Raw genomic sequence first — 24,247 nt, forward strand, 5'->3', positions numbered from 1 at the left:
ACATTTCGCAAGGTGGCTGGACCTTTCGGTGCAACGGGCCTAACCCTTTGGCCATGATGCAATCTGCTGTCGCCGGGTTTGGCCTGGGGCTTTCCTTGATCCTGGCGATTGGCGCCCAGAATGCCTTTGTGCTGCGCGCCGGGCTGCGGGGCGCCCATGTCTTTGCCATCTGCCTGACCTGCGCGTTAAGCGACGCGGTGCTGATCGCGGCCGGCGTTGCCGGATTTGGCTGGCTGGTGGAAGCGGCGCCGTGGATCGGGCCGGTGATGCGGTGGGCTGGCGCGGCGTTTCTGTTGGTCTATGGTGCCTTGGCGTTCAAGGCGGCCTGGGTGGGCGGCGGGCATCTGGACGCGGCAGAGGCCCCGACCAAAGATCTGCGCCGCGCCCTTGCCACCTGCCTCGCGTTGACCTGGCTGAACCCGCATGTCTATCTCGATACGGTGGTTCTGCTGGGCACCGTGGCGGCGCAATGGCACCGCTGGGCCTTTGGTGCGGGCGCTATCGTGGCGTCATTCGTGTTTTTCTTTGCCCTGGGCTATGGCGCGCGGATCTTGCGACCGTTGTTTGCGCGCCCGGCGGCATGGCGGGTTCTGGATGCGGGGGTCGGGTGCGTGATGTGGGCTTTGGCTGTGGGATTGGTAAGCGCATGAAGGGCCCTGTTGCCGGTGTAATCTGGATGGTGGTGACCGGGATATTCTTTGTCGGGGTCACGGCGATTGTGAAACATCTGGGCGCGCGGATTCCGGCGGCTGAATCGGCCTTTCTGCGCTATGCGCTGGGGCTGGTGTTTCTGTTGCCGATGTTGCCTGCCATGCGCGCCGCCCGTCTGGACCGGCGCGCCATGGCGCTGTTTTCCCTGCGCGGGGTGGCGCATACCTTGGGCGTCATCCTGTGGTTTTACGCCATGACCCGCATTCCCCTCGCCGAGGTGACGGCGATGAATTATCTTACCCCGATCTATGTCACTGTTGGGGCGGCGTTGTTTCTGGGCGAAAGCCTGGCCTTTCGGCGGATTGTGGCGGTGGCGGTTGGCCTGATGGGGGCGCTTATCGTGCTGCGCCCCGGGGTGCGGGCGCTGGACCCGGGCCATATTGCGATGCTGGGCACGACGCTGTTGTTTGCGCTGTCCTATCTGGTGGCCAAGCTGATGGCCGACCGGCAACATCCGACGGTGGTGGTCGCCATGCTGTCGATCACGGTGACGATCGGGTTGGCACCCTTTGCGGCGTTGAACTGGGTAACCCCAACCATGGTTGAGGTGGCCTGGCTGTTTCTTGTGGCGGTGTTGGCCACCTGCGGCCATCTGGCGATGACCGTGGCCTTTCGCGCCGCACCCGTCACGATTACCCAGCCAGTGACGTTCCTGCAACTGATCTGGGCCGCCGCGCTGGGGTGGTTTGCGTTCAGTGAACCGGTTGACGGCTGGGTGATTTTCGGTGGGGTGATCATTATGGGCGCGGTCAGTTTCATCACCTGGCGCGAGGCAATGCTGAAACGCCGCGCTGTCCGGGTGGCGGCAGATCACGCGTGACCATCCCTATGGCGCGAGGCGGCTCAGCACCGTGGCGGCGGTGATCTGGCCCAGTTCGCGCCCGTCCTGCACCACGGAAATTGGCGTCGGGTCGCTGTCAAACAGGGGCAGGATCGCGGAAATCGGGGTGTCGTGGGGCGTGGTGCGCGGGGTTGGCGCGCCGGGGGAATCCATCACATCCTGGGCGGTCAGCACGCCCAGCGGGTTCATGTGGGCGACGAAATCGGCCACATATTCATTGGCGGGCGCCTGAAAAATATCGCGCGGGGTGCCGTGTTGCACGATGCGCCCCCCTTCCATGATCGCGATGCGGTTGCCGATCTTGAACGCCTCGTCCAGATCGTGAGACACGAAAACGATGGTGCGGTTCAGTTTTTGTTGCAGGTCCAGCAGTTCGTCCTGAAGGCGCGAGCGGATCAGCGGATCAAGGGCGGAAAACGGTTCATCCATCAACAGGATCGGGGCGTCAGTGGCAAAGGCGCGGGCAAGGCCCACGCGCTGTTGCATCCCGCCCGACAGGTCGCCCACCCGCCGATCCGCCCAATCGGACAGGCCGACAAGGGCCAGTTGTTCATCAACCTTGGCGGCGCGTTCGGGTTTTGACATCCCCGCCAGCTCCAGCCCCAGACCGACATTTTCGCGCACGCTGCGCCACGGCAGCAGGCCGAATTGCTGAAACACCATCGACACGCATTCGCGCCGAACCCGGCGCAGATCGGCGGGGCTGGCGTGGGTCACATCACAGCTCCAGTCGCCATCATTGATGGTGACCGCGCCGCGCGCCACAGGGTTCAACCCGTTGACGGCCCGCAGAAGCGTGGATTTTCCCGACCCGGACAGGCCCATCAGCACGAGGATTTCGCCGGTGTTCACCGACAACGAACAATCATGCACACCCAGCACCTGCCCGGTTTCAGCCTGAATCTGCGCCCGGTCCTGCCCGGCATCCATCAGGGGCAGGGCGGTTTCCGGGGTGTCGCCAAACACGATGTTCACAGCGTCGAAAATTACGGCATGGCTCATTTGCGGTTCACCCTCAGCATCCGGTCCAGCATGATTGCGACGACGACGATCACGAAACCGGATTCAAACCCCAGTGCGGCATTCACGGTGTTCAGCGCCCGCACCACCGGAATGCCCAAGCCATCGGCGCCCACAAGGCCCGCGATCACCACCATGGACAGGGACAGCATGATGGTTTGGTTCAACCCGGCCATGATCTGTGGAAAGGCCGAGGGCAGTTCGACCTTCCACAGGATCTGCCGTCTGGTGGCGCCAAAGGCCTGCGCCGCCTCAAGCAGGGGTTGGGGCGTCTGGCTGACCCCCAGTTGCGTCAGGCGGATCGGGGCGGGCAGCACAAACACGATGGTGGCGACAAGGCCGGCAAAGGTGCCGATGCCAAAGAAAATCACCGTGGGAATAAGGTAGACAAAGGTGGGCAGGGTTTGCATCAGATCAAGGATCGGTTGCAGCACGTTATATAATCTGGGCCGATGCGCGGCGGCAATCCCGATGGGCACACCCACCCCCATACAGACGATACAGGCCGAGAGAACCAGGGTAAGGCTCTCCATCGTCGCCTCCCAATAGCCCTGATTGAGGATGAACAGAAACCCGACCGTAATCAGCAGGCAAATCCGCCAGTTGCGCTGAAGCACCCAGGTGAGCAGGACAAACGCCGCGATGATCACAAACGGCGGCGGGGTAAGGAAAACCCAAAGGATGCCGTCAATCACACCGTCCATGAAATCGGCAAGCGAATCAAAGAACCACGCGCCGTTGTCTTGCAGCCAGTCGAACACGCTGCGCGCGGCCAGACCGACGGGAATTTTCGCTTCGGTGATCCAGTTCATGTCCGGTTGTCATCCTTTGGCGGTTTTGGTTTGCGCGGTTTGGGCGCGGGCAGATCGCCCCATGTGGCCCGGATCAACCCGGCCAGCCATTCGGCGTCATCAACCCGGTCTTCGGGGATTGCCAGGCTGGGTTTGGCCCCGTCATAGGCCGGTTCTTCGGACAGATCGGCGCCAAACGCGCGCCCGGCTGTTGTGGGTTTCACAAACAGCCGGGCGTCACAAATGACGCCGATGAATTTGCCATCGCAGTAAACCCCGTATTCGCCGAACATCGGGCGCGTGCGGATTTCGCCCGCGCCTGCCATCTGTCCGGCGATGAAATCCACGGTGCCTTTTTGCGTGGCCAAGGGCGTTACAGCCCCAGTTCGGCGCGCACCGCCGGCGCGCCCGGCTGGCCGTCTTTGGTGGTCACACCGGCAAGCCAGCCGTCCAGAACATCGGGGTGCGCGGTGAGCCACGTCTTGGCTGCCGCTGCGGGTTGCTCGGCGTCGTTCAGGATGCTGCCCATGATCTCATTCTCCATGGCAAGGGAAAAGACGAGATTGTCCAGCAGGGTGCCGACGTTCTTGCACTCATCGCCATATCCGGCGCGGGTGTTGGTATAAACCGTGGCACCGCCCAGATTGGGGCCAAAGAAATCATCACCCCCCGTCAGGTAATGCATATCAAATTTGGCGTTCATCGGGTGCGGCTCCCACCCCAGAAACACGACGGGTTCATCGCGGCGGTCGGCGCGGGCCACCTGCGCCAGCATCCCCTGTTCGCTGGATTCGACCACCTCGAACCCCGAAAGGTCAAAGGCATCGCCGTCGATCATATCCATGATCAGGCGGTTGCCGTCATTGCCCGGCTCGATGCCGTAAATCTTGCCTTCCAGCGCGTCCTTGTGGGCGGCAATATCGGCAAAGCTGGCAATGCCCAGATCGGCGGCGGCCTTGTTCACGGCCAGGGTATATTTCGCCCCTTCCAGATTGGCGCGCACGGTGTCGACAGTGCCCGCTTCGCGGTAGGGGGCGATATCGCCCTCCATGGTGGGCATCCAATTGCCAAGAAACACGTCGATGTCCCCGGCGGCCATCGACGTATAGGTGACCGGCACCGACAGCACCTTGATGTCGGTGTCATATCCCAACGCATCCAGAACCACGGTGGTGGCGGCTGTTGTGGCGGTGATGTCGGTCCAGCCCACATCGGCAAAGTTGATGGAATCGCAGTCGGCCAGCGCGGCACCTGCCGTGGCACTCAGCGCAAGAATGGAAAGGGCGGATTTCAGCATCATGGACGCTCCCTGGGTTTATTGATTGACGAGTCAGTTAAAAAACATTTAGCCTTACATGGCAACACCCGGAGAGAGATATGCCCAAGGTTGGTATGGAGCCTATCAGGCGCGACGCGTTGGTCCAAGCAACGATCCACGAAATCGGCAAGGCCGGTTCCCTTGACGTGACCGTGGGGCAGATCGCGCGCCGGGCGGGCATGTCGACGGCGCTGGCGCACCATTATTTTGGCGGCAAGGATCAGATATTTCTGGCCGCCATGCGCCATATCCTGACGATTTACGGCGCTTCGGTGCGGGGTGCGCTGATTGGCGCGACGGCCCCGCGCGACCGGCTGGAGCGGATTTTGCGCGCCAATTTCGAACCGGGCAATTTCCGCCGCGAAGTGATCGCGGCCTGGCTGACGTTTTACGTACAGGCCCACACGGTGCACGAGGCAGGGCGCCTTTTGGCAGTCTATCAGCGGCGGTTGCGCTCGAATCTGCTGAATGAGTTGCGCCCCCTGTGCGGTGCCCGCGCCGAAGAGGTGGCCCGGCTTCTGGGCGCGCTGATCGACGGGCTGTATCTGCGGGCGGCTCTGGGCGATGAAATGAGCGGCGACGTGGCCGTCGCCAGCGTGCTGGATGTGGTCGACCGCCTGATCGGGGCACAAACATGACCACGCACACCGCCCCCAACATCCTGATTTTCATGGTGGATCAGCTCAGCGGCACCTTGTTCCCGGATGGCCCCGCCGATTGGCTGCATGCGCCCAACCTGAAGCGGCTGGCAGCGCGTTCGGCCCGGTTTTCCAACGCCTATTGCGCCTCGCCCCTCTGCGGCCCGTCGCGGGCCTCGTTCATGACCGGCCTGTTGCCCAGCAAAACTGGCGTCTATGACAACGCGGCCGAATTCCGTTCCGATCTGCCCACCTATGCCCACCACCTGCGCCGCGCGGGGTATCAGACCAGCCTGTCGGGCAAGATGCACTTTGTCGGCGCCGATCAGTTGCACGGATTCGAAGAACGCCTGACCACCGATGTCTATCCCGCCGATTTCGGCTGGACGCCCGATTATCGCAAGCCTGGCGAACGGATTGACTGGTGGTATCACAACATGGGCAGCGTCACCGGCGCGGGCGTCGCCGAGATTTCCAACCAGATGGAATATGACGATGAGGTCGCCTATCACGCCACGCGCAAGGTCTATGATTTGGCCCGGGGCAAGGATGCGCGCCCCTGGTGTCTGACTGTCTCGTTCACGCATCCGCACGACCCCTATGTTGCGCGGAAAAAATACTGGGATCTCTACGAGGATTGCGACCACCTGCTGCCCCGGGTTCCGGCCATGGCATACGAAGATCACGACCCCCACGCACAACGGATTTTCGACGCCAACGACTGGCGCAGCTTCGACATAGCCGAAGACGACGTGAAACAGCTCGCGCCGGGCCTATTTCGCCAATATATCATACCTTGATGACAAGATAGGCGAGGTGTTCGAGGCGCTGGAGGGCAGCCGTCAGGACGCGGTGATCCTGCTGGTCTCCGATCACGGGGACATGCTGGGCGAACGGGGGCTGTGGTTCAAGATGACCTTCCTCGAAGGCGCTGCGCGGGTGCCGCTGATGGTCTGCGGCGCGGGAGTGCCCGCCGGAAAAATCGACACGCCGGTCAGCACGCTCGATGTCTGCCCCACCCTGTGCGATCTGGCCGGTGTTGACATGGCCCAGGTAACGCCCTGGACCGACGGGCAGAGCCTGCTGCCCCTGACCAAAGGCACCCCGCGCGATGAACCGGTCGCGATGGAATACGCCGCAGAGGCGTCCTGGTCGCCGCTGATTGCCCTGCGGCAGGGACAATATAAATACACCAACTGCGCGCTCGACCCCGAACAATTGTTCGATCTCGAAACCGACCCGGACGAGTTGAACAATCTGTCCGACGACCCGGCCAGCGCCGCCGTTCTGGAACAATTCCGCCGCACCGCCGCCGCCCGCTGGGATCTCGAACACTTCGATGCCGAGGTCCGCGCAAGCCAGGCCCGCCGCTGGGTGGTTTACGAGGCTCTGCGTCAAGGCACCTACACCCCCTGGGATTTCCAGCCGGTCCAACCCGCCGCCCGCCGCTATATGCGCAACGACATGGACCTGAACACCGTCGAAGAAATCGCCCGCTTCCCCCGCGGCGAATGAATCCCCGCTTTTTACTGATGAAAATACTCAAAAATGACCCATAATGCCCAACCCACCGCCAGCCATTTTATCGATGGCGCCTATGTCGAAGACACCAGCGGCGAACCGATAGATTGCATTTATCCCGCAACCGGGGTGCCAATCGCGCGGGTTTACGCCGCAACACCTGCAATTATCGAACAATCCCTGGCTGCGGCCCGCCGTGCCGGGGTGATCTGGGCGGCGATGACCGGCACCGCGCGGGGCCGCATCCTGCGCCGCGCCGCCGATATCATGCGGGACCGTAATCATGACCTTTCGGCGCTGGAAACCCTCGATACCGGGAAACCCTATTCCGAAACCAGCGTCGCGGATGCCACCAGCGGGGCGGATGCAATGGAATATTTCGGCGGGCTGGCCGGGAGCCTGACGGGCGAACATATCCAACTGGGCGCCGACTGGGTCTATACGGTGCGCCAACCTCTGGGCGTTTGTGTCGGGATCGGGGCTTGGAATTATCCCACCCAAATTGCCTGTTGGAAGGCAGCACCGGCCCTGGCCTGTGGCAATACGATGGTGTTCAAACCCTCGGAAACCACCCCGTTGTGTGCGCTGAAAGTGGCCGAAATCCTGATCGAGGCGGGCGCACCGCCGGGTGTGTTCAACGTGGTGCAGGGCATGGGCGCCGTGGGGGGCGCATTGGTTGGTGATCCGCGCGTGGCCAAGGTATCGCTGACCGGCTCGGTGCCCACCGGGCGCCGTGTCTATGCCGCTGCGGCTGCCGGAATGAAACACGTTACCATGGAATTGGGTGGCAAATCCCCGCTGGTGATCTTTGACGACGCTGATCTGGAAAATGCCGTTTCGGGTGCAATTCTGGGCAATTTCTATTCCACCGGGCAGGTGTGTTCCAACGGCACCCGCGTGTTCGTGCAGCGCGGTTTGCGCGATGCGTTCGTGGCGCGGTTGTGCGAACGGCTGGGCGATGTGGTGATCGGTGATCCGCTGGACAAGGCGGTGAATTTCGGACCCATGGTCAGTGAACGGCAGATGGAGCTTGTGCAGGGCTTTATCGCAAAGGGCGTCAGCGAAGGTGCAACCTTGGCCCACGGTGGTGGGCGCGTGGCGCGCGAGGGGTTCTTTCTGGAACCCACGGTGTTTACCGACGTCACCGATGGAATGACCATCGCGCGGGATGAAATTTTTGGCCCGGTCCTGTCGGTACTGGATTTCGATACCGAAGATGAAGTGATCGCCCGCGCCAATGACACCCAGTTTGGTTTGGCGGCGGGGGTATTTACGCGTGATCTGACCCGTGCACACCGGGTGGCGCAGGGGTTTGAGGCCGGCACCTGTTACATCAATACCTATAATCTGGCGCCGGTCGAAGCCCCCTTTGGCGGGGTCAAGGCGTCGGGGGTTGGGCGTGAGAATTCGAAAGAGGCGATCAATCATTATTCTCAGGTGAAATCGGTTTATGTGGCCATGGGCGATGTGGAGGCGCCGTTTTGAGCGGTGCTCATCGCTCCCTTGCGGTCGCTCTTCGCGACGAGGGACGTCAGGACCGAGGAGCGCCGTGATGGAAGCGGATTTCGTTATCATCGGCGCTGGCAGCGCCGGTTGCGCCATGGCCTTTCGCCTGTCCGAAGCCGGGTCTTCGGTTCTGGTGATCGAACACGGTGGCACCGATGCGGGCCCGTTTATTCAGATGCCCGGGGCGCTATCCTATCCCATGAACATGGCCCGTTATGATTGGGGCTATGCCAGCGAACCCGAACCGCACCTCGGGGGCGGTCCGTGGCCACGCCCCGGGGCAAGGTGATTGGTGGGTCAAGCAGCATCAACGGCATGGTTTATGTCCGGGGACACGCCCGGGATTTCGACACCTGGGCCCATATGGGCGCCGCTGGCTGGCGGTTTGCCGATGTCTTGCCTTACTTCAAGCGGATGGAGCATTGGCATGATGGCGGTCACGGCGGTGATACGGCGTGGCGCGGCACCGATGGCCCGCTGCATGTATCGCGTGGGCGGCGCGACAATCCGCTGGTGCAGGCATTCGTGCAGGCCGGTGCCCAGGCGGGGTATCAGACCACCGGCGATTATAATGGTCAACAGCAAGAGGGCTTTGGCCCCATGGAAGCGACCATTTTCAACGGGCGGCGCTGGTCAGCGGCCAATGCCTATCTGAAACCGGCGCTGAAGCGGCAAAATTGCGATTTGATACGCGCCCTGGCCACTCGGGTGGTGATTGAAGAGGGCCGCGCGGTGGGGGTTGAGGTTGAGCAGGGCGGGCAGCGAAAGGTCATTCGCGCCCGGCGCGAGGTGATCCTTGCGGCCTCATCGCTCAATTCGCCCAAGCTGCTGATGCTGTCGGGGATCGGCCCGGCGGCGCATCTGGCCGATCACGGGATTGACGTGATCGCCGACCGGCCCGGCGTTGGTGCCAATCTTCAGGACCATCTGGAGCTTTATATCCAGATGGCCGCGACTCAGCCGGTTTCCCTGTTCAAATACTGGAACCTCATGGGCAAGGCCTATGTCGGGGCGCGCTGGTTGTTCACCGGCACCGGCCCGGGGGCCAGCAACCAGTTTGAAAGTGCGGCCTTTATCCGCAGTCGGGCGGGCATCGAATACCCGGACATCCAGTATCATTTCCTGCCCATTGCCGTGCGCTATGACGGGCAGGCCGCGGCCGAGGGGCATGGGTTTCAGGCCCATGTCGGGCCCATGCGCTCAAAATCCCGGGGCAATGTGACCCTGCGCAGTGCCGATCCTGCCGCGGCGCCGGTGATCCGGTTCAATTACATGTCCCACGATGAGGATTGGGAGGACTTTCGCACCTGTATTCGCCTGACCCGTGAAATTTTTGCCCAACCGGCCTTTGCGCCCTTTGCGGGGGATGAAATCCAACCCGGCGCGACCGCCCAGAGTGATGATGAGCTGAATGATGTGATCCGCGATCACGTTGAAAGCGCCTATCATCCCTGCGGCACCGCCCGGATGGGGCAGGCGGATGACCGGCGCGCGGTGGTCGACCCGGAATGTCGGGTGATCGGGGTGGATGGGCTGCGTCTGGCGGACAGTTCGGTGTTTCCCCGGATCACCAATGGCAACCTGAATGCACCGTCGATCATGGTGGGGGAAAAGGCCTCTGACCATATTCTGGGTCGCACGCCGCTGGCCGCTGACAACGCCGAACCCTGGATCAACCCCAACTGGCAGGTTGGCCAAAGGTGATCCGCAATATTCAGCCCCGTGGCGTAGCCTTACCGCTCGACGCGATAGGGCAATGTGCCGCGCCGATCCGGGTCGATGGTCAGGCGTCGCTCCAGCGGCGGAACCGACCGCTGGTGGCAATTTTCCCGTTCGCAGATGCGGCAGGAAATGCCGATGGGTTCAAACACCGCGCCACTTGAGACATCCAGCGTGTCGGCATAAACGAGGGCCGAAGCGTGTTTCACCTCGCACCCCAGGCCTATGGCAAAGCGGCGGGTGGGGGCGGCGAAACTGCCGCCGGATTTGCTCACATCCCGGGCCAGGCACAGGTAACGCAAGCCGTCGGGGGTTTGCGCCAACTGCCGCAGGAACCGCCCGGGGGTTTCAAAGGCGCGGTGGACGTTCCACAGGGGGCAGGCCCCGCCGAACCGGGCGAATTGCAATTGCGTGGCGGAATGGCGTTTGGTGATCGTGCCGGCCTGATCGACGCGCACGAAAAAGAACGGCACGCCCTTGGCGCCCGGGCGTTGCAGGGTGGACAGGCGATGCGCCACCTGTTCGATGCTGGCACCAAAGCGATCTGACAAAAGTTCAAGATCGTGGCGGGTGTCCTGCGCGGCAGCCAGAAACGCGCCATAGGGCAACAGGGCGGCGCCGGCGAAATAATTGGCCAACCCCAGTTTGGCAATCGCGCGCGCCTCGTCTGAGCGGAACCGGGCCAGATCAAGGGTCGCCTCGATCAGGTCGTTCTGGGTCAGCAGGGCCAGTTGATGCAACATTTGAAACGCCCGGGTGGCGGGCGCGGCACGGGCCGACAGGATGAGAAGCCCCGCCTCGGGGTCGAAGTGGCGCAGCAGGGTGTCATCACGGATGAGCGTATCAATTCCGCGGGTCTTGAGCGCATCCTGCGCCCGCACGACTGAATCCCCGTTTTGTGCAAATCTTTCGGCGGCACGGTCCACTGCATCAATGTAATTGTCGCAATAGTGAAAGAAATCGCGCACCTCTTCCCAGGGGCTTTGTTGCAGGGCGCGCCCGTCGTGGCCCAAAGATTCATCCAGTGAGGCAAGGCGTTCGTGGGTCTGGCGATAACTGCGATGCAGATGCAGAAACGCGCGGGCCAGCGCCGGGGCGTTTGATGCCGCAAGGCGCAGATCGGCCAGCGGCGGCGGATCGTCGGTAAAGACCGGATCGGCCAGCGCCTCGCGCATGTCGGTGACCACACGTTCGGCGTCGCCGCTTGTCAGTTCGGTGACGTCAAAGCCAAACTCGCTTGCCAGCGCCAGAACCACACCGGTGGACACGGGGCGGTTGTTGTTCTCCATCTGGTTGAGGTAGGGCAGGGAAACGCCCAGCTTTTCGGCAAAGGCCTTTTGCGTCAGGCCCAGCCGGGTGCGGATGTCGCGCAGTTTCACACCGGCATAGAGTTTTTGGGGGGCCATGGCGCGCCTTTCGCGGGGATTTGCAAAGCCGAGTTTGCCGTTGCAAAGCGCCGTGCGCAAGGGTCAGTTGCCGGTCATTGCCCGATCACGGCGCACCGTATAGAGCGCTGCGCAAAGCGACAGGACCGAGGTGGCGACCATGATCCAGACCAGCGGCAGCGCGCCCTGACCGTTTTCCAGCGAAATCCCCGCGAGAACCGACAGCGCCGCGCCGCCGCCGATCATGATCGCCCCACCCAACCCCGAGGCGGTGCCGGCCAGATGCGGCCGCACCGAAAGCATCCCCGACGTGGCGTTGGGCAGAACCAGCCCGTTGCCCAGCCCGACAAAGATCATGAAGCCAAAGAAGACATAAGGCCCGCCAAAGCCCAGCAAGAACAGGATCAGCGCGGTAAACAACCCGCCTGCCGACAGGATTGCGCCGGTCAGGATCATCCCGTTGATCCCAAAGCGCACGGCAAAGCGCCCGGTTATGAAATTCCCGATCATATAGCCGATGGCAGGTGCGCCAAAGAAAATGCCAAGGGTGGCCGGGTCCATGCCGAACACGTTGGTGCCCACATAGGGCGCGCCGCCAAGGTAGGCATAGAAGGCCCCCGAGGTGAAAGCCGCCGCCAGACAATAGCCCCAGAACCGCCGCGAGGCGAGAAGCTCGGGGTATTCACGCACCTGTTCGGCAAGGCTGGTGGTGCGGACGGGGGCGGTTTCGCCCAGATCCTTCCAGACCAGCCACTGAATCAGGATTCCCATTCCGGCCAGCACCCAAAAGCTGGCCTTCCAGCCGAATGACGCATCCAAAGCGCCGCCCAAAGCCGGGGCAACCATGGGGGCCACGGCCATGCCCATGGTGACATAGCCGATCATCGACGCCGCCTGTTCCTGTGGTACCATATCGCGGATCACCGCGCGGCTGAGCACAAGGCCCGAAATCACGATCGCCTGCACCACCCGCAACGCCAGAAAGATTTCAACGCTGGGCGCAAAGATGCATGCGACTGACGAGAGAATGAACACCCCGCCGCCAAACAGCACCACGGGGCGGCGGCCATACCGATCGGAAATCGGGCCGATCAGCAGTTGCAACACCGCATTGCCCACCAGATAAAACGCCACCGACAGCTGCATCGTGGCATAATCGGTGTCGAAATAGGTGGTCATTCCCGGCAACGACGGCAAAAAGATATTCATCGCCAGCGCCGAAATCCCGGCCAGCAGGATCAGCGTGAAAATATGCGGAGGGGTCGTGCGATCAAGAAACCGCACCGGAACTTTGTTTGTCATCGGGCGCAATCTATGGCGGGGTAACGGGGGCGTCCATGCCTGTTGTTGAAATAGTGCCGATCCTGATTGCCTTGAGGTGCAGGGGCACCGCACATCGTGATCTGTTCTCGGGAAACCCGAGGATCACGCCGGGCGAAAGAAATCAGGGTGCCGAGATTCAAGGGGCTCAATGCGCTGAATTAACTGATCCAAATGCACCAACATCGCGGTGCGCGCTGCCTTTGGGTCGCTTGCCTTGATCGCGTCGAAAATCGCGTGATGTTCTGCCACCGCTTCGGCAGGGCGTCCCGGTTCGGGTAAAATCAACATGCGCGCGCGCTGAAGCTGAAGCGACATCTGGCCGGCGGCAAGGGCAACCTTGGGAAACCCGGTAAAGCCAAGGATCAGTTCGTGAAATTCCAGATCCGCCTCAAAGAACCCCTGAAAATCCTTGTCCTCGACAAGCAGTACCTGCAATCGCAGATTGCGCGATAATTTGGTGATCTGGTCATCGGTGCGCCGTTCGGCCACCCGTGCAACGGCGGCAACTTCGACGGCTTCGCGCAGAAAGTTCTCTTCGCGCAGCGCGTCCATGGAAAACTGCGACACGCGGGTTGCGGATTGCGGGATGATATCGACCAGCCCATCCGAGGACAGCCGCCCCAACGCCTCGGCAACGGGCGAGCGAGAGACGCCAAGCTGTTCGCACAGGGCACCTTTGCGCAATACTGTTCCGGGTTTCAGGGACATATCCAGAATGCTGTTGCGCAACGCCGTATAGATCCGCTGACCAAGCGGGCCTTCCAAACCGGTGATATCAAGCGCGCGATCAGGCATGGGTATTTTGAACCTTCCAACTGACATGTTAGTTGACATGTGAAGCAAGTCAAGCTAGTACGCAAATTATCGGATCGTTCGTCCATCAGCCAGAGGAATGCGCCACATGAGCCAACTGCCCCGAATGCTTACCCTTCACCCGCAGGATAATGTGGCCATTGCATTGGCGGATATTCCCGCAGGCGAGGCGGCCAGCGCCGGCGGGCCGGTTCTTACCCAGTCGGTCAAGCAGGGGCACAAGGTTGCGATCGCTCCGATTCGGGCGGGGCAGAACGTGCTGCGCTATGGTCAGACCATCGGTCAGGCGACCGCCGACATTGCAGCGGGTGAACATGTTCACGTCCAAAACCTTGGAATGGGGGAACACACCCGCGATTATGCCCATGCCAGCGCGGCATCCACCCTTGACCCGGCCCCCGATGGGCGCACGTTCGAGGGCTATCACCGGGCCGATGGGCGGGTGGGCACGCGCAATTATCTTGGGATTCTGACATCCGTGAACTGCTCGGGGTCGGTTGCCAAATTCATTGCTGAGGCGGCTGAAAAATCCGGGTTGCTTGATGAATTCCCCAATATCGACGGGATCGTCCCGATCACCCATGGCACCGGCTGTGGCATGTCCGGCGAAAACGAGGGCTATGCCACATTGTTCCGCACGCTTTCGGGGTATGCGCAGCACCCCAATTTCGGCGGTATCCTTTTGATCGGGCTTGGCTGCGAAGTGATGCAGGTGTCGGCCCTTGTGGGTGGGCGGGCGATCCGGGCCGATGGCGCGCTGCGCTATATGACGATTCAGCACGAGGGTGGCACCCGCAAGACGATTGAAAAGGGGCTTGCCGAATTGCGCGGTATTGCCGAACTGGCCAACACCGCCACCCGGAAACCTGCGCCTGTTTCACAGTTGATGGTGGGGATGCAATGCGGCGGATCGGACGGATATTCCGGCATCACCGCCAACCCGGCCCTTGGGGTGGCCTCTGATCTGCTGGTGCGCCACGGCGGCACCACGATCCTGTCGGAAACCTCTGAAATCTATGGCGCAGAACACTTGCTGACCCGGCGCGCGGTGTCGGTCGAGGTGGGGGAAAAGCTGATTGACCGGGTGCGGTGGTGGGAAGATTACACCGCCCGCAATCACGGCGAAATGGATAACAACCCCAGCCCGGGCAACAAACGCGGCGGGCTGACCACGATCCTTGAAAAATCGCTGGGTGCCGTTGCCAAAAGCGGCAGCGCGCCCCTGACGGATGTGTATCTGTTCGGTGAAAAGATCGACAAAAAGGGCTTTGTTTTCATGGACAGCCCCGGGTTTGATCCCTGTTCGGTGACGGGCCAGATTGCCTCGGGCGCGAACCTGATCGTGTTTACCACCGGGCGCGGTTCGGTTTCGGGCTATATGCCGACACCCTGCATTAAAATCGCTACCAATTCGGAAATGTATCACCGCATGGCGGGCGATATGGACATAAATTGCGGCGATATCGTTAGTGATGGCGTCAGCCTTGAGGACAAGGGGCGCGATATTTTCGAGATGTTTATCGCCATCGCCTCGGGCGAGCAGACGAAAAGCGAAGACCTGGGGTTTGGCGGGGTCGAATTCGTGCCTTGGCAGATTGGCGCGGTAATGTGAACATGGGAATTGATATGACGCTTGAGAACAAAACCATCCTGATCACCGCCGCGGGGCAGGGCATCGGGGCCGCCAGTGCGCGGGCCTGTGCCGCCGCCGGGGCCAGGGTTATCGCGACGGATCTGAACGGCGATCTTCTGGCCGACCTTGGTGATGTCAAAGGGATCGAAACCCGCGTTCTTGATGTGACCGATGGCACGGCGATCACCGCGCTTGCCGCCGATCTTCCTGACCTTGACGGCATGTTCAACTGCGCCGGGGTTGTCCATAACGGCAGCGTTCTTGACGTGACGGATGCCGACTGGGATTTCGCGCTCAGCCTGAACGTGACGTCGATGATGCGCATGTGCCGCGCCTTTGTGCCCGGCCTGTTGCGCCGCGCCGAAAGTGCAGGGAGCGCGTCGATCCTGAACATGGCATCCATGGCGTCGTCCGAAAAGGGCTTTGTCAATCGCACGGCATATGGCGCCAGCAAGGCCGCCGTGATCGGGCTGACCAAGGCGATCGCGGCGGATTTTGTCGCGCAGAATCTGCGCTGCAACGCCCTATGCCCCGGCACGGTTGATACACCTTCCTTGCGGGGGCGCATTGCCTCGGCGGCGGACCCTGTTCAGGCGGAAAAGGATTTCATCGCGCGACAGCCCATGGGCCGCCTGGCCACGGTCGACGATATGACCCCCACGGTCGTGCATCTGCTGTCCGACGGCAGCCGTTTCGTGACCGGGCAGACATTTCTTGTTGATGGCGGCGTAACGATCTGAGACGCAGGACAGGCTTGGGAGGGCTGAACCACATGAGTTATCTGGTCGAGATGAAGGGGATCGAAAAACGCTTTCCCGGCGTTCACGCCCTGAAAGCCGTGCAATTCAATCTTCGTCCTGGCGAAGTTCACGCCCTGATGGGCGAGAATGGCGCCGGGAAATCGACCCTGATGAAAATCATGTCCGGCATTTATGCCCGCGACGGCGGCGAAATGTTCGTGAACGGCGATCCGGTGACGCCCGACAGCCCGCGCGCGGCGCAGGATCTGGGCATTGGGATCATCCATCAGGAACTCAGCCTGATGAATGATCTGACGGCGGCCCAGAACGTGTTGATCGGGCGCGAACCACGGCGCAGTTTCGGCCGGCTGGACGAACCGGAGCTGAACCGGAAAACCGCCGAAATCTTTGCCTCGCTGAACCTGAAGATGGACCCGCGCACACAGGTCAGCACCCAGACGATTGCCCGCCAGCAGTTGATCGAAATTGCCAAGGCGCTGTCCTATGATCCGCGCGTTCTGATCATGGACGAACCGACGGCGGCGCTGAACGACGCTGAGATTGCCGAATTGTTCCGGGTGATCGAAAAGCTCAAGGCCGATGGCGTGGGCATCGTTTATATCAGCCACCGTATGGACGAAATCAAACGGATTGCCGACCGTGTTACCATCCTGCGCGACGGGGCCTATATCGACACGGTTCAGGCCGCCGATACGCCGCTTTCGACGATCATCCAACTGATGGTGGGGCGCGAAGTGACCCAAAGCGCGCCGGTTGTGCCCGACACCTCGCAAAATCCTGTCGCCCTTGAGGTGCGCAACCTGTCGCGCGGCAAAGAGGTGCGCGATGTCAGTTTCGACGTGCGCAAAGGCGAAATTCTGGGTTTTGCGGGCCTGATGGGGGCGGGGCGCACCGAAGTGGCGCGGATCATCTTTGGCGCCGATCCCCGCGACAAGGGCGAGATTCTGGTGGGCGGGCAACCGGTTAACATCCGCACCCCCCATGCCGCCGTCGAGGCGGGGATCGGGTATCTGTCAGAGGATCGCAAACACTTTGGTCTGGCTGTCGATATGACCGTGCGTGCCAATGTCGCCATGGCCAACCTTGGCCAGTTCACCAGCCGCACCGGCGTTCTGGATGAGGCGGCGATGAAACGCACGGCGGTGAAATACATCGAACGCCTTGGCATCCGCACCCCTTCGGATATGCAGGATGTGCGGCTTTTGTCGGGCGGAAACCAACAGAAGGTGGTCATTGCAAAATGGTTGTTGCGCGATTGCGATGTTCTGATCTTTGACGAACCGACGCGCGGAATCGACGTTGGCGCGAAATCGGAAATCTATGCCCTGCTCGAAGATCTGGCGGCACAGGGGCGGGCAATCATCGTGATCTCATCGGAATTGCCCGAAGTCATGCGCCTGAGCCATCGCATTGCGGTGATGTGCGAAGGCCGCCTGACCGGCATTCTGCCCGGCGGCGCCGGAACCACCCAGGAAGACATCATGGAATTGGCCACACAGCGCGACACAGCGCTGGCCGGCGCGGAGGAAACACTATGACCACCACCACAGTTAACGCCCCCAAGTCGGCCCTGTCGCGGATCATCGCCGCAGGCACCCACCAAAGGGTGCTGGCCTTTGCCAGCCTGATCGTGCTGTTGATCGGGTTCTCGGTTGCGTCATCCAATTTCATGCAGACGTCGAATATGATTGCCATCTTGCAGGCGACATCGGTGAACGGTGTGCTGGCGATCGCGGTGACGCTGGTTATCATCACCGGCGGGATTGATCTGTCGGTTGGCACCATGATGACATTCTGTGCCGTCATCACCGGCGTGGTTCTGACCTATGCGGGGATGCCCCTTTTGTTGGGGGTCATTGCTGCGGTGGCCACGGGCGCGCTGTGCGGCTCGGCGTCGGGCAGTTTCGTGGCCAAGATGAAAATCCCGCCGTTCATTGCCACCCTTGGCATGATGCTGATCCTCAAGGGGCTGAGCCTTGTCATTTCCGGCACCCGCCCGATTTATTTCAACGATACGCCGGGGTTCAGCAATATTTCGCGCGGGTCGCTGATCGGTGAAATCATCCCTGCCGTGCCAATCCCCAACGGTGTGCTGATCCTGTTCATCGTTGCCGCCGTCACCGCCTATGTTCTGAACCGGACGGTGTTGGGGCGGTATTGCTTTGCCCTAGGTTCGAACGAAGAATCCGTGCGCCTGTCGGGGGTGAACACCGACCGCTGGAAAATCGCCATCTATGCCGTGGCGGGGGGCATTGTCGGAATCGCCGGCCTGCTTATCGCGTCGCGCCTGAATTCCGCACAGCCCGCATTGGGCCTTGGCTATGAGCTGGAGGCGATTGCCGCCGTGGTCATTGGCGGCACGTCCCTGTCCGGCGGGCGCGGTTCGATCCTTGGCTCGCTTATCGGGGCGCTTATCATGGCGGTGCTGACCAACGGCCTGCGGGTTCTGTCCGTGGCGCAGGAATGGCAAACCGTCGTTACTGGCGCGATCATCATTCTGGCGGTTTACGCCGACATGATGCGCCGCAAGAAATCCAACTGATCACCAAGCGGCCTGACCCACGAATGGTCCGGCCAATCGACAACCGAGGAGGAAACCACATGTTGTCACGTCGCGTTCTCATTGGCGCCCTGAGCGCCACGCTTGCCCTGGGATCGGCATCTGCCGTTGCCGCACAGGATGGCAAGCTTTACATCCCGCTGATCTCGAAGGGGTTCCAGCACCAGTTCTGGCAGGCCGTGAAATCCGGCGCCGATCAGGCCGCCGAGGAATTCGGTGTTCGCATCACCTTCGAAGGCCCCGACAACGAAACCATGGTTGACCGTCAGATTGACATGCTGGCCGCCGCCCTGGCCAACAATCCCGCCGCCATCGGTTTTGCCGCCCTCGACAGCCAGGCGGCCATTCCGCTGCTGCGTCAGGCCGCTGATGCGGGCATTCCGATCGTCGCTTTTGACAGCGGTGTCGACAGCGACATTCCCGTCACGACCGCCACAACCGACAACGTTGCAGCCGCCGGGCTGGCCGCTGACAAGATGGCCGAACTGATCGGTGGCAAAGGCAAGGTTGCCGTTGTTGCGCACGATCAGACCAGCCGCACGGGTATCGACCGGCGTGACGGTTTCCTGAACCGGATCGAAGCGGAATATCCCGACATCGAAGTTGTCAGCGTGCAATATGGCGCCGGCGATCAGTTGCAATCAACCGAAGTTGCCAAGGCGATCATGACCGCCAACCCCGATCTGGACGGCATGTTCGGCACCAACGAAGGCTCGGCCATTGGTATCGTCAACGCCGTGCGCGAGATGGGTACCGAAGGTTTGACGGTTATCGGGTATGACTCGGGCAAGGCCCAGACCGACGCGATCCGCGATGGCCTGATGGCGGGTGCGATCACCCAGAACCCGGTCGGCATCGGCTATGAAACCGTCAAGGCCGCAGTTGCCGCGATCAACGGCGAAGAGCTGCCCAAGATCATCGACACCGGTTTCTACTACTATGACCAGTCGAACATCGACGATCCTGAAATTCAGGCTGTCCTTTACGATTGATCCTTTTGGCGCAGTCCGGGCTATGCCCGGGCTGCGCCACTTTTCAACACACGCTGTCACCATATTCAGCGCGCAACAGGTTTTTTTGCACCTTGCCCATGGTGTTGCGCGGCAGGGCCTCAATCAGGATATAGCGGCGCGGGTGTTTGAACCGCGCAAGGTGATGTTCGACCTGTGCGGCGATTGTTTCGGTCGTGATGCTGGTGTCGTCCAACACCACAGCGGCCAGAACGCTTTCGCCGAAATCGGGATGGGGCACGCCGAATACCGCGCTTTCAAGCACGCCGTCCACATCGTTGATGACATCCTCAATTTCTTTGGGATAGATGTTGTAGCCCCCCGAAATGATCAGGTCTTTTTGCCGTCCGACGATGCTGATGCGCCCGTCGCCTGATTGCACCCCCAGATCGCCGGTGATGAAAAATCCCGTGGCGCGCAGCTCTTCGGCGGTTTTCTCGGGCATGTTCCAATACCCCTGAAACACGTTGTCGCCGCGTACCTCGATCATGCCGATTTCATTCGCGGCAAGGGGCGCGCCGTTGTCGGTAATCACCACTTCGGTGCCGGGCAGGGCAAAACCGACAGTTCCCGCCACCCGTTCGCCGTCATAGGGGTTGGAGGCGATCATGTTCGTTTCGGTCATGCCATAGCGTTCAAGAATCCGGTGGCCTGTGCGGGCCTCGAACGCGCTGTGGACCTCGGCCAGCAGGGGGGCCGAGCCGGATACGAACAGGCGCATGTTGTGGGCCAGATCGCGGGTCAGCCGCGCGTCACCCAACAGGCGGGTGTAAAACGTCGGCACCCCCATCAGCAGGGTCGAGGCGGGCAGTTCTGCGATAATCGTATCCAGATTGAATTCACCCATGAAACGCACCTGCGCCCCGGCCAGCAGCGCAGTGTTCAGGGCCACGAACAATCCGTGGGTGTGAAAGATCGGCAGGGCGTGGATCAACCGGTCCGCATCGGTGATCTGCCACAGATCGGTAAGGGATTGCGCGTTGGACAACAGGTTCTTGTGCGACAGCATCGCGCCCTTTGACCGCCCTGTGGTGCCAGAGGTATAGAGCAACGCCGCAAGATCATCGGCGCCGCGCGGCACGGTTTCGAATGTGGTGGGTTTGGCATTTGCCTGTATCGACAGGGTGCCGCTCCCGTCGTTGGCGAGGGTCAGAACGCGGGTGTTTTGCGTGCAGATCGCCCCCAGATCGGCGGCATCCCCGGCATCGCAGACCACAACGGCGGGGGTCGCGTCGTGGATGAAATAGCGCAGCTCGCTGTGGGTATAGCCCGTGTTCAGGGGCAGATAGACCGCGCCGGTCTGTAACGCCGCGCCGTACAGGGCCAGCGTATCGGCAAGTTTGGCGGCCTGAACGACAATCCGGTCGCCCGGCACCACCCCCGCATCGGCCAAAACATGGGCAATTTGCGCAACCCGCGCCACAAACCCCCCATAGCTGAGCGTGGTGCCATCATCGAGCGTCAGGAAAGGGGTGTCACTCTGGGCGTGACGAGCGATCAGAGTATCGTAAAGGACGTTGGACACGATGTAATTTCCTCGGGCTTGGCAGGGGTGGTGGCGTGATCGGTTGGTCACCGTGCCCCCGGTTCTGACATGTCAGTGGAAGAAAGTCGATAAAAGCCTTTACATCGATTTTCTGGGTGAGGTGTTTTTTGACTTACATATGGTGCGCGTTTCGTATATGAAACGGTAACACCGAAGGATCGTCAGTTTCAGGGAGGAGCTGTGTCGATGGTTTCAACGTCTCTGCTTCGCGAGCAGCGCGGCGCGCCCAGCAAGATCGAGTTGCGCCTTGCGCAGATTGGCATGACATTTTCGGGCGTGTCGGTGCTGCGGGATGTGAATGTTGATTTCACCGGCGGCGAAATTCACACGTTGATGGGGGAAAACGGGGCGGGCAAAAGCACGCTTGTGAAAATCATCAGCGGGGTTCAACAGCCCACATCCGGTTCGATGGTTATTGATGGCGTTCCGGTCAGCTTTTCCTCGCCGCGCGAGGCCGAAGACCTGGGCATCGTCATCATGCATCAGGAATTAAGCCTGATCCCCGATATGACCGTGGCCGAAAACGTGATGCTGGGCCATGAGCCGCTAACATTCGGGATGAAAATCGACCGTGCAAAACTGCGCGAAACGGCGAACACGGCGCTGGCCCGGTTTGGCTTTACCCTTGATGTGGACACCCGCATTCGCGATTTGCGGGTCGGGGAACAACAGTTGGTCGAAATTGCCCGCGCCCTGTTGATGGACGCGCGGGTTCTGATCATGGATGAACCGACGTCGGCCCTGTCCCAGAACGAAACCGACATTCTGATGGAGGTCGTGCGCGATCTGGCGCTTCAGGGGGTCGCGGTGATCTATATCTCGCACCGCATGGATGAGGTGTTCGAGATTTCCGACCGGGTGACGGTGCTGCGCGATGGCAATCAGATCGGATCGAAACTGGTGACTGAAACCACCCCCGCCGAACTGGTGCATATGATGGTGGGGCGTCCGGTGGATATCAAACCGGTCCGCCGCAAGACACCCCCAACCCAAAAACCGCTGCTGCGGGTTGAGGGGCTGAGCGTGCGGGCCAATCAGCGCGAGGTTGTCAAAAACGTGTCGTTCACCCTGCACCACGGCGAGGTTCTGGGCGTGGGCGGTCTGTTGGGGGCAGGGCGCACGGAACTGGTTGAAGCACTGTTTGGGGCGCGCGGCGGTCACTATGAGGGGCGGATCGAGATCGACGGTGAACCGGTTCACCCGGTCACGCCAAAGGATGGCGTTGCCCTTGGGTTGGCGTTGATTACCGAAGATCGCAAGGGCAACGGATTGATCCTGTCCGACACGATCGCCAACAATGTCATGTTGCCGCTGATGCCCCTCAGATCGAAATTCGGCGTGATGTCGGGCCGGTTGCGCACATCCCAGACGCTTTCAACGATCGAACAGTTGCGTATCGTGGCCAACGGGCCGGATCATGTGGTGGGCAAGCTGAGCGGCGGCAACCAGCAAAAGGTGGTGCTGGGCAAATGGCTGGCCACAAATCCGCGTATCCTGCTGTTGGACGAACCGACCCGTGGCATTGATATCGGCGCCAAGGATGAAATTTACGATCTGGTCGGAAAATTGGCCGACAAGGGCCTGTCGGTCATCTTTACCAGTTCCGAACTGTCCGAATTCGTTGCGGTGTGCGACCGCGTCATCGTTCTGTGTGAAGGCCAGATGACCGGCACGTTGACGGGCGAAGACATCACCAATGACGCCATCAAAGACCTTGCGATGCAGTTTTCTGGATCGGCATAGGGTGCGGAGAATACCTGACATGACCACGACCGACCTGAAACCCACCCCAAGATCCGCGCCCAAAAGCACGGGCCGCTTTCTGATATCACTGCTGAACCGGACCAAGCTGTATTGGGGGCTTGTCGCCCTGATTGCCTTTGGCGCGATTACGTCGCCGTTGTCATCGAAAGGCAACAATATCTTCATGTCTTTGGGCAATCTTACGGATGTGCTGCGTCAGGTGTCGGTGACGGGGATTGTGGCAATCGGCATGACCCTGGTGATCTTTATCGCGGGGATTGATCTGTCGGTGGGGTCGATCATGGCGCTGGGAACGGTGATCTGTGCGATGCTGCTGACCCAGGAAGGCTGGACCGCGGCCAGCGAATTTGGCGTGCCGGCCACAGGGGCGATCCTGTTCGTGATCGTCGCGGCATCGTTTCTGTTTTTCAGCAAGAACCTGAAAGGTGGCACCGACAGGCGCAACAGCAAGGCGTCGCTTGCGCTGGGGGGCGGGCTGGCCCTGCTTGTTGCGGGGGTGACGATGATCTGGCTTGCCGCGCAGGTTGACGCCAAATTCGGCGTGCTTGCCGTGCTGTTGGTGGTGCCCTGCATCGGGGCCGTGATGGGCACGATCAACGGTGCGCTGATTGTCTATGGCCGCCTGCAACCCTTTATCGTGACCCTTGCAATGATGGTTGGCGCGTTGGGGTTGGCGCGGGTGATCGCCGGGCAGGATACCGCCGTTTATCCCGTTTATACGGGCAGCAACGCCACCGAGAATTTTGAGGTGCTGCGCGAATTGCTTTGGGGTTTTCTGCCCATGCCGGGGATGATTTTCCTGTGCCTTCTGGTAGTGTTCGTGCTGATCACCCGGCTGACCACCTTTGGCAGCTATCTGTTGGCGATCGGCGGCAACGAAGAGGCATCGCGCCTTGCGGGCATTGATGTGGCCCGGATCAAGATCAGCACCTATGCCATCGCTGGCGCGCTGTCGGCCCTTGCCGGGGTTCTTTATGTGGCGCAGTTCCGGCAGGGCAAACCCGACGCTGGCATCGGGCTGGAGCTGGATGCGATTGCCGCCGTGGTCATCGGCGGGACCAGCCTGATGGGCGGGCGGGGGGCCGTGATGGGAACCTTTGTCGGCGTTCTGATCTTCGGGTTCCTGAGCAATATTTTGCAACTCAACAACATCGACAGCAACACACAACTGATCCTGAAGGGTGTCATCATCATTGCGGCTGTCATGCTGCAAGAGGGTCGGTTCACCGAGATCTTTGCCATGACCAAGACCTGGTTTGGCAAGGGAGGAGGCTCTAACCTCTCATCTGGAAAACGAAAAGGTTAGAGCGATCATAACGCGGATAAAGCGATCCGCATAACGACTGGGGAGTAAACTATGAAACGAAGAACATTTGGCAAGGGGTTA

General features: G+C 61.1%; 19 protein-coding genes and 2 pseudogenes. 13 read left to right on the plus strand and 8 right to left on the minus strand.

What is annotated here, in order from left to right; all coding sequences use genetic code 11:
- The first annotated feature begins 56 nt into the window (after window positions 1-56).
- Window positions 57-650 carry a LysE/ArgO family amino acid transporter gene (locus AC0L7P_RS07305; RefSeq protein ID WP_473435417.1) on the plus strand — a complete coding sequence of 198 codons (594 nt, stop codon included), beginning with the start codon at window positions 57-59 and terminating at the stop codon, window positions 648-650.
- Window positions 647-1,531 (plus strand): DMT family transporter, encoded by an 885-nt coding sequence (locus AC0L7P_RS07310; RefSeq protein WP_473435105.1) that lies wholly within the window; start codon window positions 647-649, stop codon window positions 1,529-1,531. The genes AC0L7P_RS07305 and AC0L7P_RS07310 overlap by 4 nt, the downstream gene beginning before the upstream one ends.
- Window positions 1,532-1,537: 6 nt before the next feature.
- On the opposite strand, the gene choV is transcribed toward AC0L7P_RS07310, so the two are convergent.
- Genes choV through AC0L7P_RS07330 form a run of 4 tightly spaced genes read right to left on the minus strand, consistent with a single transcriptional unit; the run spans window position 1,538 to window position 4,663 of the window.
- On the minus strand, window positions 1,538-2,554 hold the full coding sequence (gene choV / locus AC0L7P_RS07315) for a choline ABC transporter ATP-binding protein (RefSeq protein ID WP_473435106.1): 1,017 nt from the start codon (window positions 2,552-2,554) through the stop codon (window positions 1,538-1,540).
- Window positions 2,551-3,384: a choline ABC transporter permease subunit gene (gene choW / locus AC0L7P_RS07320; RefSeq protein ID WP_473435107.1), complete on the minus strand. Its 834-nt coding sequence runs from the start codon at window positions 3,382-3,384 to the stop codon at window positions 2,551-2,553. The genes choV and choW overlap by 4 nt, the downstream gene beginning before the upstream one ends.
- On the minus strand, window positions 3,381-3,731 hold the full coding sequence (locus tag AC0L7P_RS07325; RefSeq protein ID WP_473435108.1) for a TfoX/Sxy family protein: 351 nt from the start codon (window positions 3,729-3,731) through the stop codon (window positions 3,381-3,383). Before AC0L7P_RS07325 ends, choW begins: the two co-directional genes overlap by 4 nt.
- Window positions 3,732-3,736: 5 nt before the next feature.
- On the minus strand, window positions 3,737-4,663 hold the full coding sequence (locus AC0L7P_RS07330; RefSeq protein ID WP_473435109.1) for a choline ABC transporter substrate-binding protein: 927 nt from the start codon (window positions 4,661-4,663) through the stop codon (window positions 3,737-3,739).
- 77 nt (window positions 4,664-4,740) lie between these two features.
- Between AC0L7P_RS07330 and betI the strand changes: the two genes are divergently transcribed.
- From betI to betA, 4 genes and pseudogenes are all read left to right on the plus strand, one after another.
- Window positions 4,741-5,319: a choline-binding transcriptional repressor BetI gene (gene betI / locus AC0L7P_RS07335; protein ID WP_473435110.1), complete on the plus strand. Its 579-nt coding sequence runs from the start codon at window positions 4,741-4,743 to the stop codon at window positions 5,317-5,319.
- Window positions 5,316-6,834: pseudogene (betC, locus tag AC0L7P_RS07340) on the plus strand (choline-sulfatase). Before betI ends, betC begins: the two are co-directional and overlap by 4 nt.
- 33 nt (window positions 6,835-6,867) lie before the next feature.
- Window positions 6,868-8,325 carry a betaine-aldehyde dehydrogenase gene (betB, locus tag AC0L7P_RS07345; RefSeq protein WP_473435111.1) on the plus strand — a complete coding sequence of 486 codons (1,458 nt, stop codon included), beginning with the start codon at window positions 6,868-6,870 and terminating at the stop codon, window positions 8,323-8,325.
- Between the two features lie 67 nt (window positions 8,326-8,392).
- Window positions 8,393-10,050, plus strand: a pseudogene (gene betA / locus AC0L7P_RS07350) (choline dehydrogenase).
- A gap of 29 nt (window positions 10,051-10,079) precedes the next feature.
- On the opposite strand, the gene AC0L7P_RS07355 reads toward betA, so the two are convergent.
- The 3 genes from AC0L7P_RS07355 to AC0L7P_RS07365 form a co-directional block, all read right to left on the minus strand.
- Window positions 10,080-11,471, minus strand: a complete 1,392-nt coding sequence (locus tag AC0L7P_RS07355) for a helix-turn-helix domain-containing protein (protein WP_473435112.1) — start codon at window positions 11,469-11,471, stop codon at window positions 10,080-10,082.
- A 63-nt stretch (window positions 11,472-11,534) separates the two neighbouring features.
- On the minus strand, window positions 11,535-12,752 hold the full coding sequence (locus tag AC0L7P_RS07360) for a multidrug effflux MFS transporter (protein ID WP_473435113.1): 1,218 nt from the start codon (window positions 12,750-12,752) through the stop codon (window positions 11,535-11,537).
- Window positions 12,753-12,875: 123 nt separating this feature from the next.
- Window positions 12,876-13,568: a GntR family transcriptional regulator gene (locus AC0L7P_RS07365; RefSeq protein ID WP_473435114.1), complete on the minus strand. Its 693-nt coding sequence runs from the start codon at window positions 13,566-13,568 to the stop codon at window positions 12,876-12,878.
- A 106-nt stretch (window positions 13,569-13,674) separates the two neighbouring features.
- Here AC0L7P_RS07365 and AC0L7P_RS07370 point away from each other — a divergent pair, with 106 nt between their 5' ends.
- The 5 genes from AC0L7P_RS07370 to AC0L7P_RS07390 are packed head-to-tail and all read left to right on the plus strand — an operon-like array spanning window position 13,675 to window position 19,532.
- On the plus strand, window positions 13,675-15,198 hold the full coding sequence (locus AC0L7P_RS07370; RefSeq protein ID WP_473435115.1) for a UxaA family hydrolase: 1,524 nt from the start codon (window positions 13,675-13,677) through the stop codon (window positions 15,196-15,198).
- Between the two features lie 14 nt (window positions 15,199-15,212).
- Window positions 15,213-15,959, plus strand: a complete 747-nt coding sequence (locus AC0L7P_RS07375) for an SDR family oxidoreductase (RefSeq protein ID WP_473435116.1) — start codon at window positions 15,213-15,215, stop codon at window positions 15,957-15,959.
- Window positions 15,960-15,991: 32 nt separating this feature from the next.
- Complete coding sequence (locus AC0L7P_RS07380) at window positions 15,992-17,518, plus strand: sugar ABC transporter ATP-binding protein (protein ID WP_473435117.1); 1,527 nt, start codon at window positions 15,992-15,994, stop codon at window positions 17,516-17,518.
- The gene (locus tag AC0L7P_RS07385) at window positions 17,515-18,522 is read left to right on the plus strand and encodes an ABC transporter permease (protein ID WP_473435118.1); all 1,008 of its coding nucleotides are present in this window, start codon (window positions 17,515-17,517) and stop codon (window positions 18,520-18,522) included. The genes AC0L7P_RS07380 and AC0L7P_RS07385 overlap by 4 nt, the downstream gene beginning before the upstream one ends.
- A 59-nt stretch (window positions 18,523-18,581) precedes the next feature.
- Window positions 18,582-19,532, plus strand: a complete 951-nt coding sequence (locus tag AC0L7P_RS07390; protein ID WP_473435119.1) for a substrate-binding domain-containing protein — start codon at window positions 18,582-18,584, stop codon at window positions 19,530-19,532.
- 43 nt (window positions 19,533-19,575) lie between these two features.
- Here the strand turns inward: AC0L7P_RS07390 and AC0L7P_RS07395 are convergent, their stop codons facing one another.
- On the minus strand, window positions 19,576-21,075 hold the full coding sequence (locus AC0L7P_RS07395) for a malonate--CoA ligase (RefSeq protein ID WP_473435120.1): 1,500 nt from the start codon (window positions 21,073-21,075) through the stop codon (window positions 19,576-19,578).
- A 207-nt stretch (window positions 21,076-21,282) separates the two neighbouring features.
- Here AC0L7P_RS07395 and AC0L7P_RS07400 point away from each other — a divergent pair, with 207 nt between their 5' ends.
- Both AC0L7P_RS07400 and AC0L7P_RS07405 read left to right on the plus strand, forming a co-directional pair.
- The gene (locus tag AC0L7P_RS07400) at window positions 21,283-22,839 is read left to right on the plus strand and encodes a sugar ABC transporter ATP-binding protein (RefSeq protein ID WP_473435121.1); all 1,557 of its coding nucleotides are present in this window, start codon (window positions 21,283-21,285) and stop codon (window positions 22,837-22,839) included.
- 19 nt (window positions 22,840-22,858) lie between these two features.
- Complete coding sequence (locus AC0L7P_RS07405; RefSeq protein ID WP_473435122.1) at window positions 22,859-24,166, plus strand: ABC transporter permease; 1,308 nt, start codon at window positions 22,859-22,861, stop codon at window positions 24,164-24,166.
- Window positions 24,167-24,247 lie beyond the last annotated feature (81 nt).

The organism is Oceaniglobus sp. K40-3, assembly GCF_055808395.1.

Coding starts and splice junctions, on each gene's coding strand:
- AC0L7P_RS07305 (WP_473435417.1), top strand. CDS start 57: ATGCAATCTGCTGTCGCCGGGTTTGGCCTGGGGCTTTCCTTGATCCTG.
- AC0L7P_RS07310 (WP_473435105.1), top strand. CDS start 647: ATGAAGGGCCCTGTTGCCGGTGTAATCTGGATGGTGGTGACCGGGATA.
- choV (WP_473435106.1), bottom strand. CDS start 2,554: ATGAGCCATGCCGTAATTTTCGACGCTGTGAACATCGTGTTTGGCGAC.
- choW (WP_473435107.1), bottom strand. CDS start 3,384: ATGAACTGGATCACCGAAGCGAAAATTCCCGTCGGTCTGGCCGCGCGC.
- AC0L7P_RS07330 (WP_473435109.1), bottom strand. CDS start 4,663: ATGATGCTGAAATCCGCCCTTTCCATTCTTGCGCTGAGTGCCACGGCA.
- betI (WP_473435110.1), top strand. CDS start 4,741: ATGCCCAAGGTTGGTATGGAGCCTATCAGGCGCGACGCGTTGGTCCAA.
- betB (WP_473435111.1), top strand. CDS start 6,868: ATGACCCATAATGCCCAACCCACCGCCAGCCATTTTATCGATGGCGCC.
- AC0L7P_RS07355 (WP_473435112.1), bottom strand. CDS start 11,471: ATGGCCCCCCAAAAACTCTATGCCGGTGTGAAACTGCGCGACATCCGC.
- AC0L7P_RS07360 (WP_473435113.1), bottom strand. CDS start 12,752: ATGACAAACAAAGTTCCGGTGCGGTTTCTTGATCGCACGACCCCTCCG.
- AC0L7P_RS07365 (WP_473435114.1), bottom strand. CDS start 13,568: ATGCCTGATCGCGCGCTTGATATCACCGGTTTGGAAGGCCCGCTTGGT.
- AC0L7P_RS07370 (WP_473435115.1), top strand. CDS start 13,675: ATGAGCCAACTGCCCCGAATGCTTACCCTTCACCCGCAGGATAATGTG.
- AC0L7P_RS07375 (WP_473435116.1), top strand. CDS start 15,213: ATGACGCTTGAGAACAAAACCATCCTGATCACCGCCGCGGGGCAGGGC.
- AC0L7P_RS07380 (WP_473435117.1), top strand. CDS start 15,992: ATGAGTTATCTGGTCGAGATGAAGGGGATCGAAAAACGCTTTCCCGGC.
- AC0L7P_RS07385 (WP_473435118.1), top strand. CDS start 17,515: ATGACCACCACCACAGTTAACGCCCCCAAGTCGGCCCTGTCGCGGATC.
- AC0L7P_RS07390 (WP_473435119.1), top strand. CDS start 18,582: ATGTTGTCACGTCGCGTTCTCATTGGCGCCCTGAGCGCCACGCTTGCC.
- AC0L7P_RS07400 (WP_473435121.1), top strand. CDS start 21,283: ATGGTTTCAACGTCTCTGCTTCGCGAGCAGCGCGGCGCGCCCAGCAAG.
- AC0L7P_RS07405 (WP_473435122.1), top strand. CDS start 22,859: ATGACCACGACCGACCTGAAACCCACCCCAAGATCCGCGCCCAAAAGC.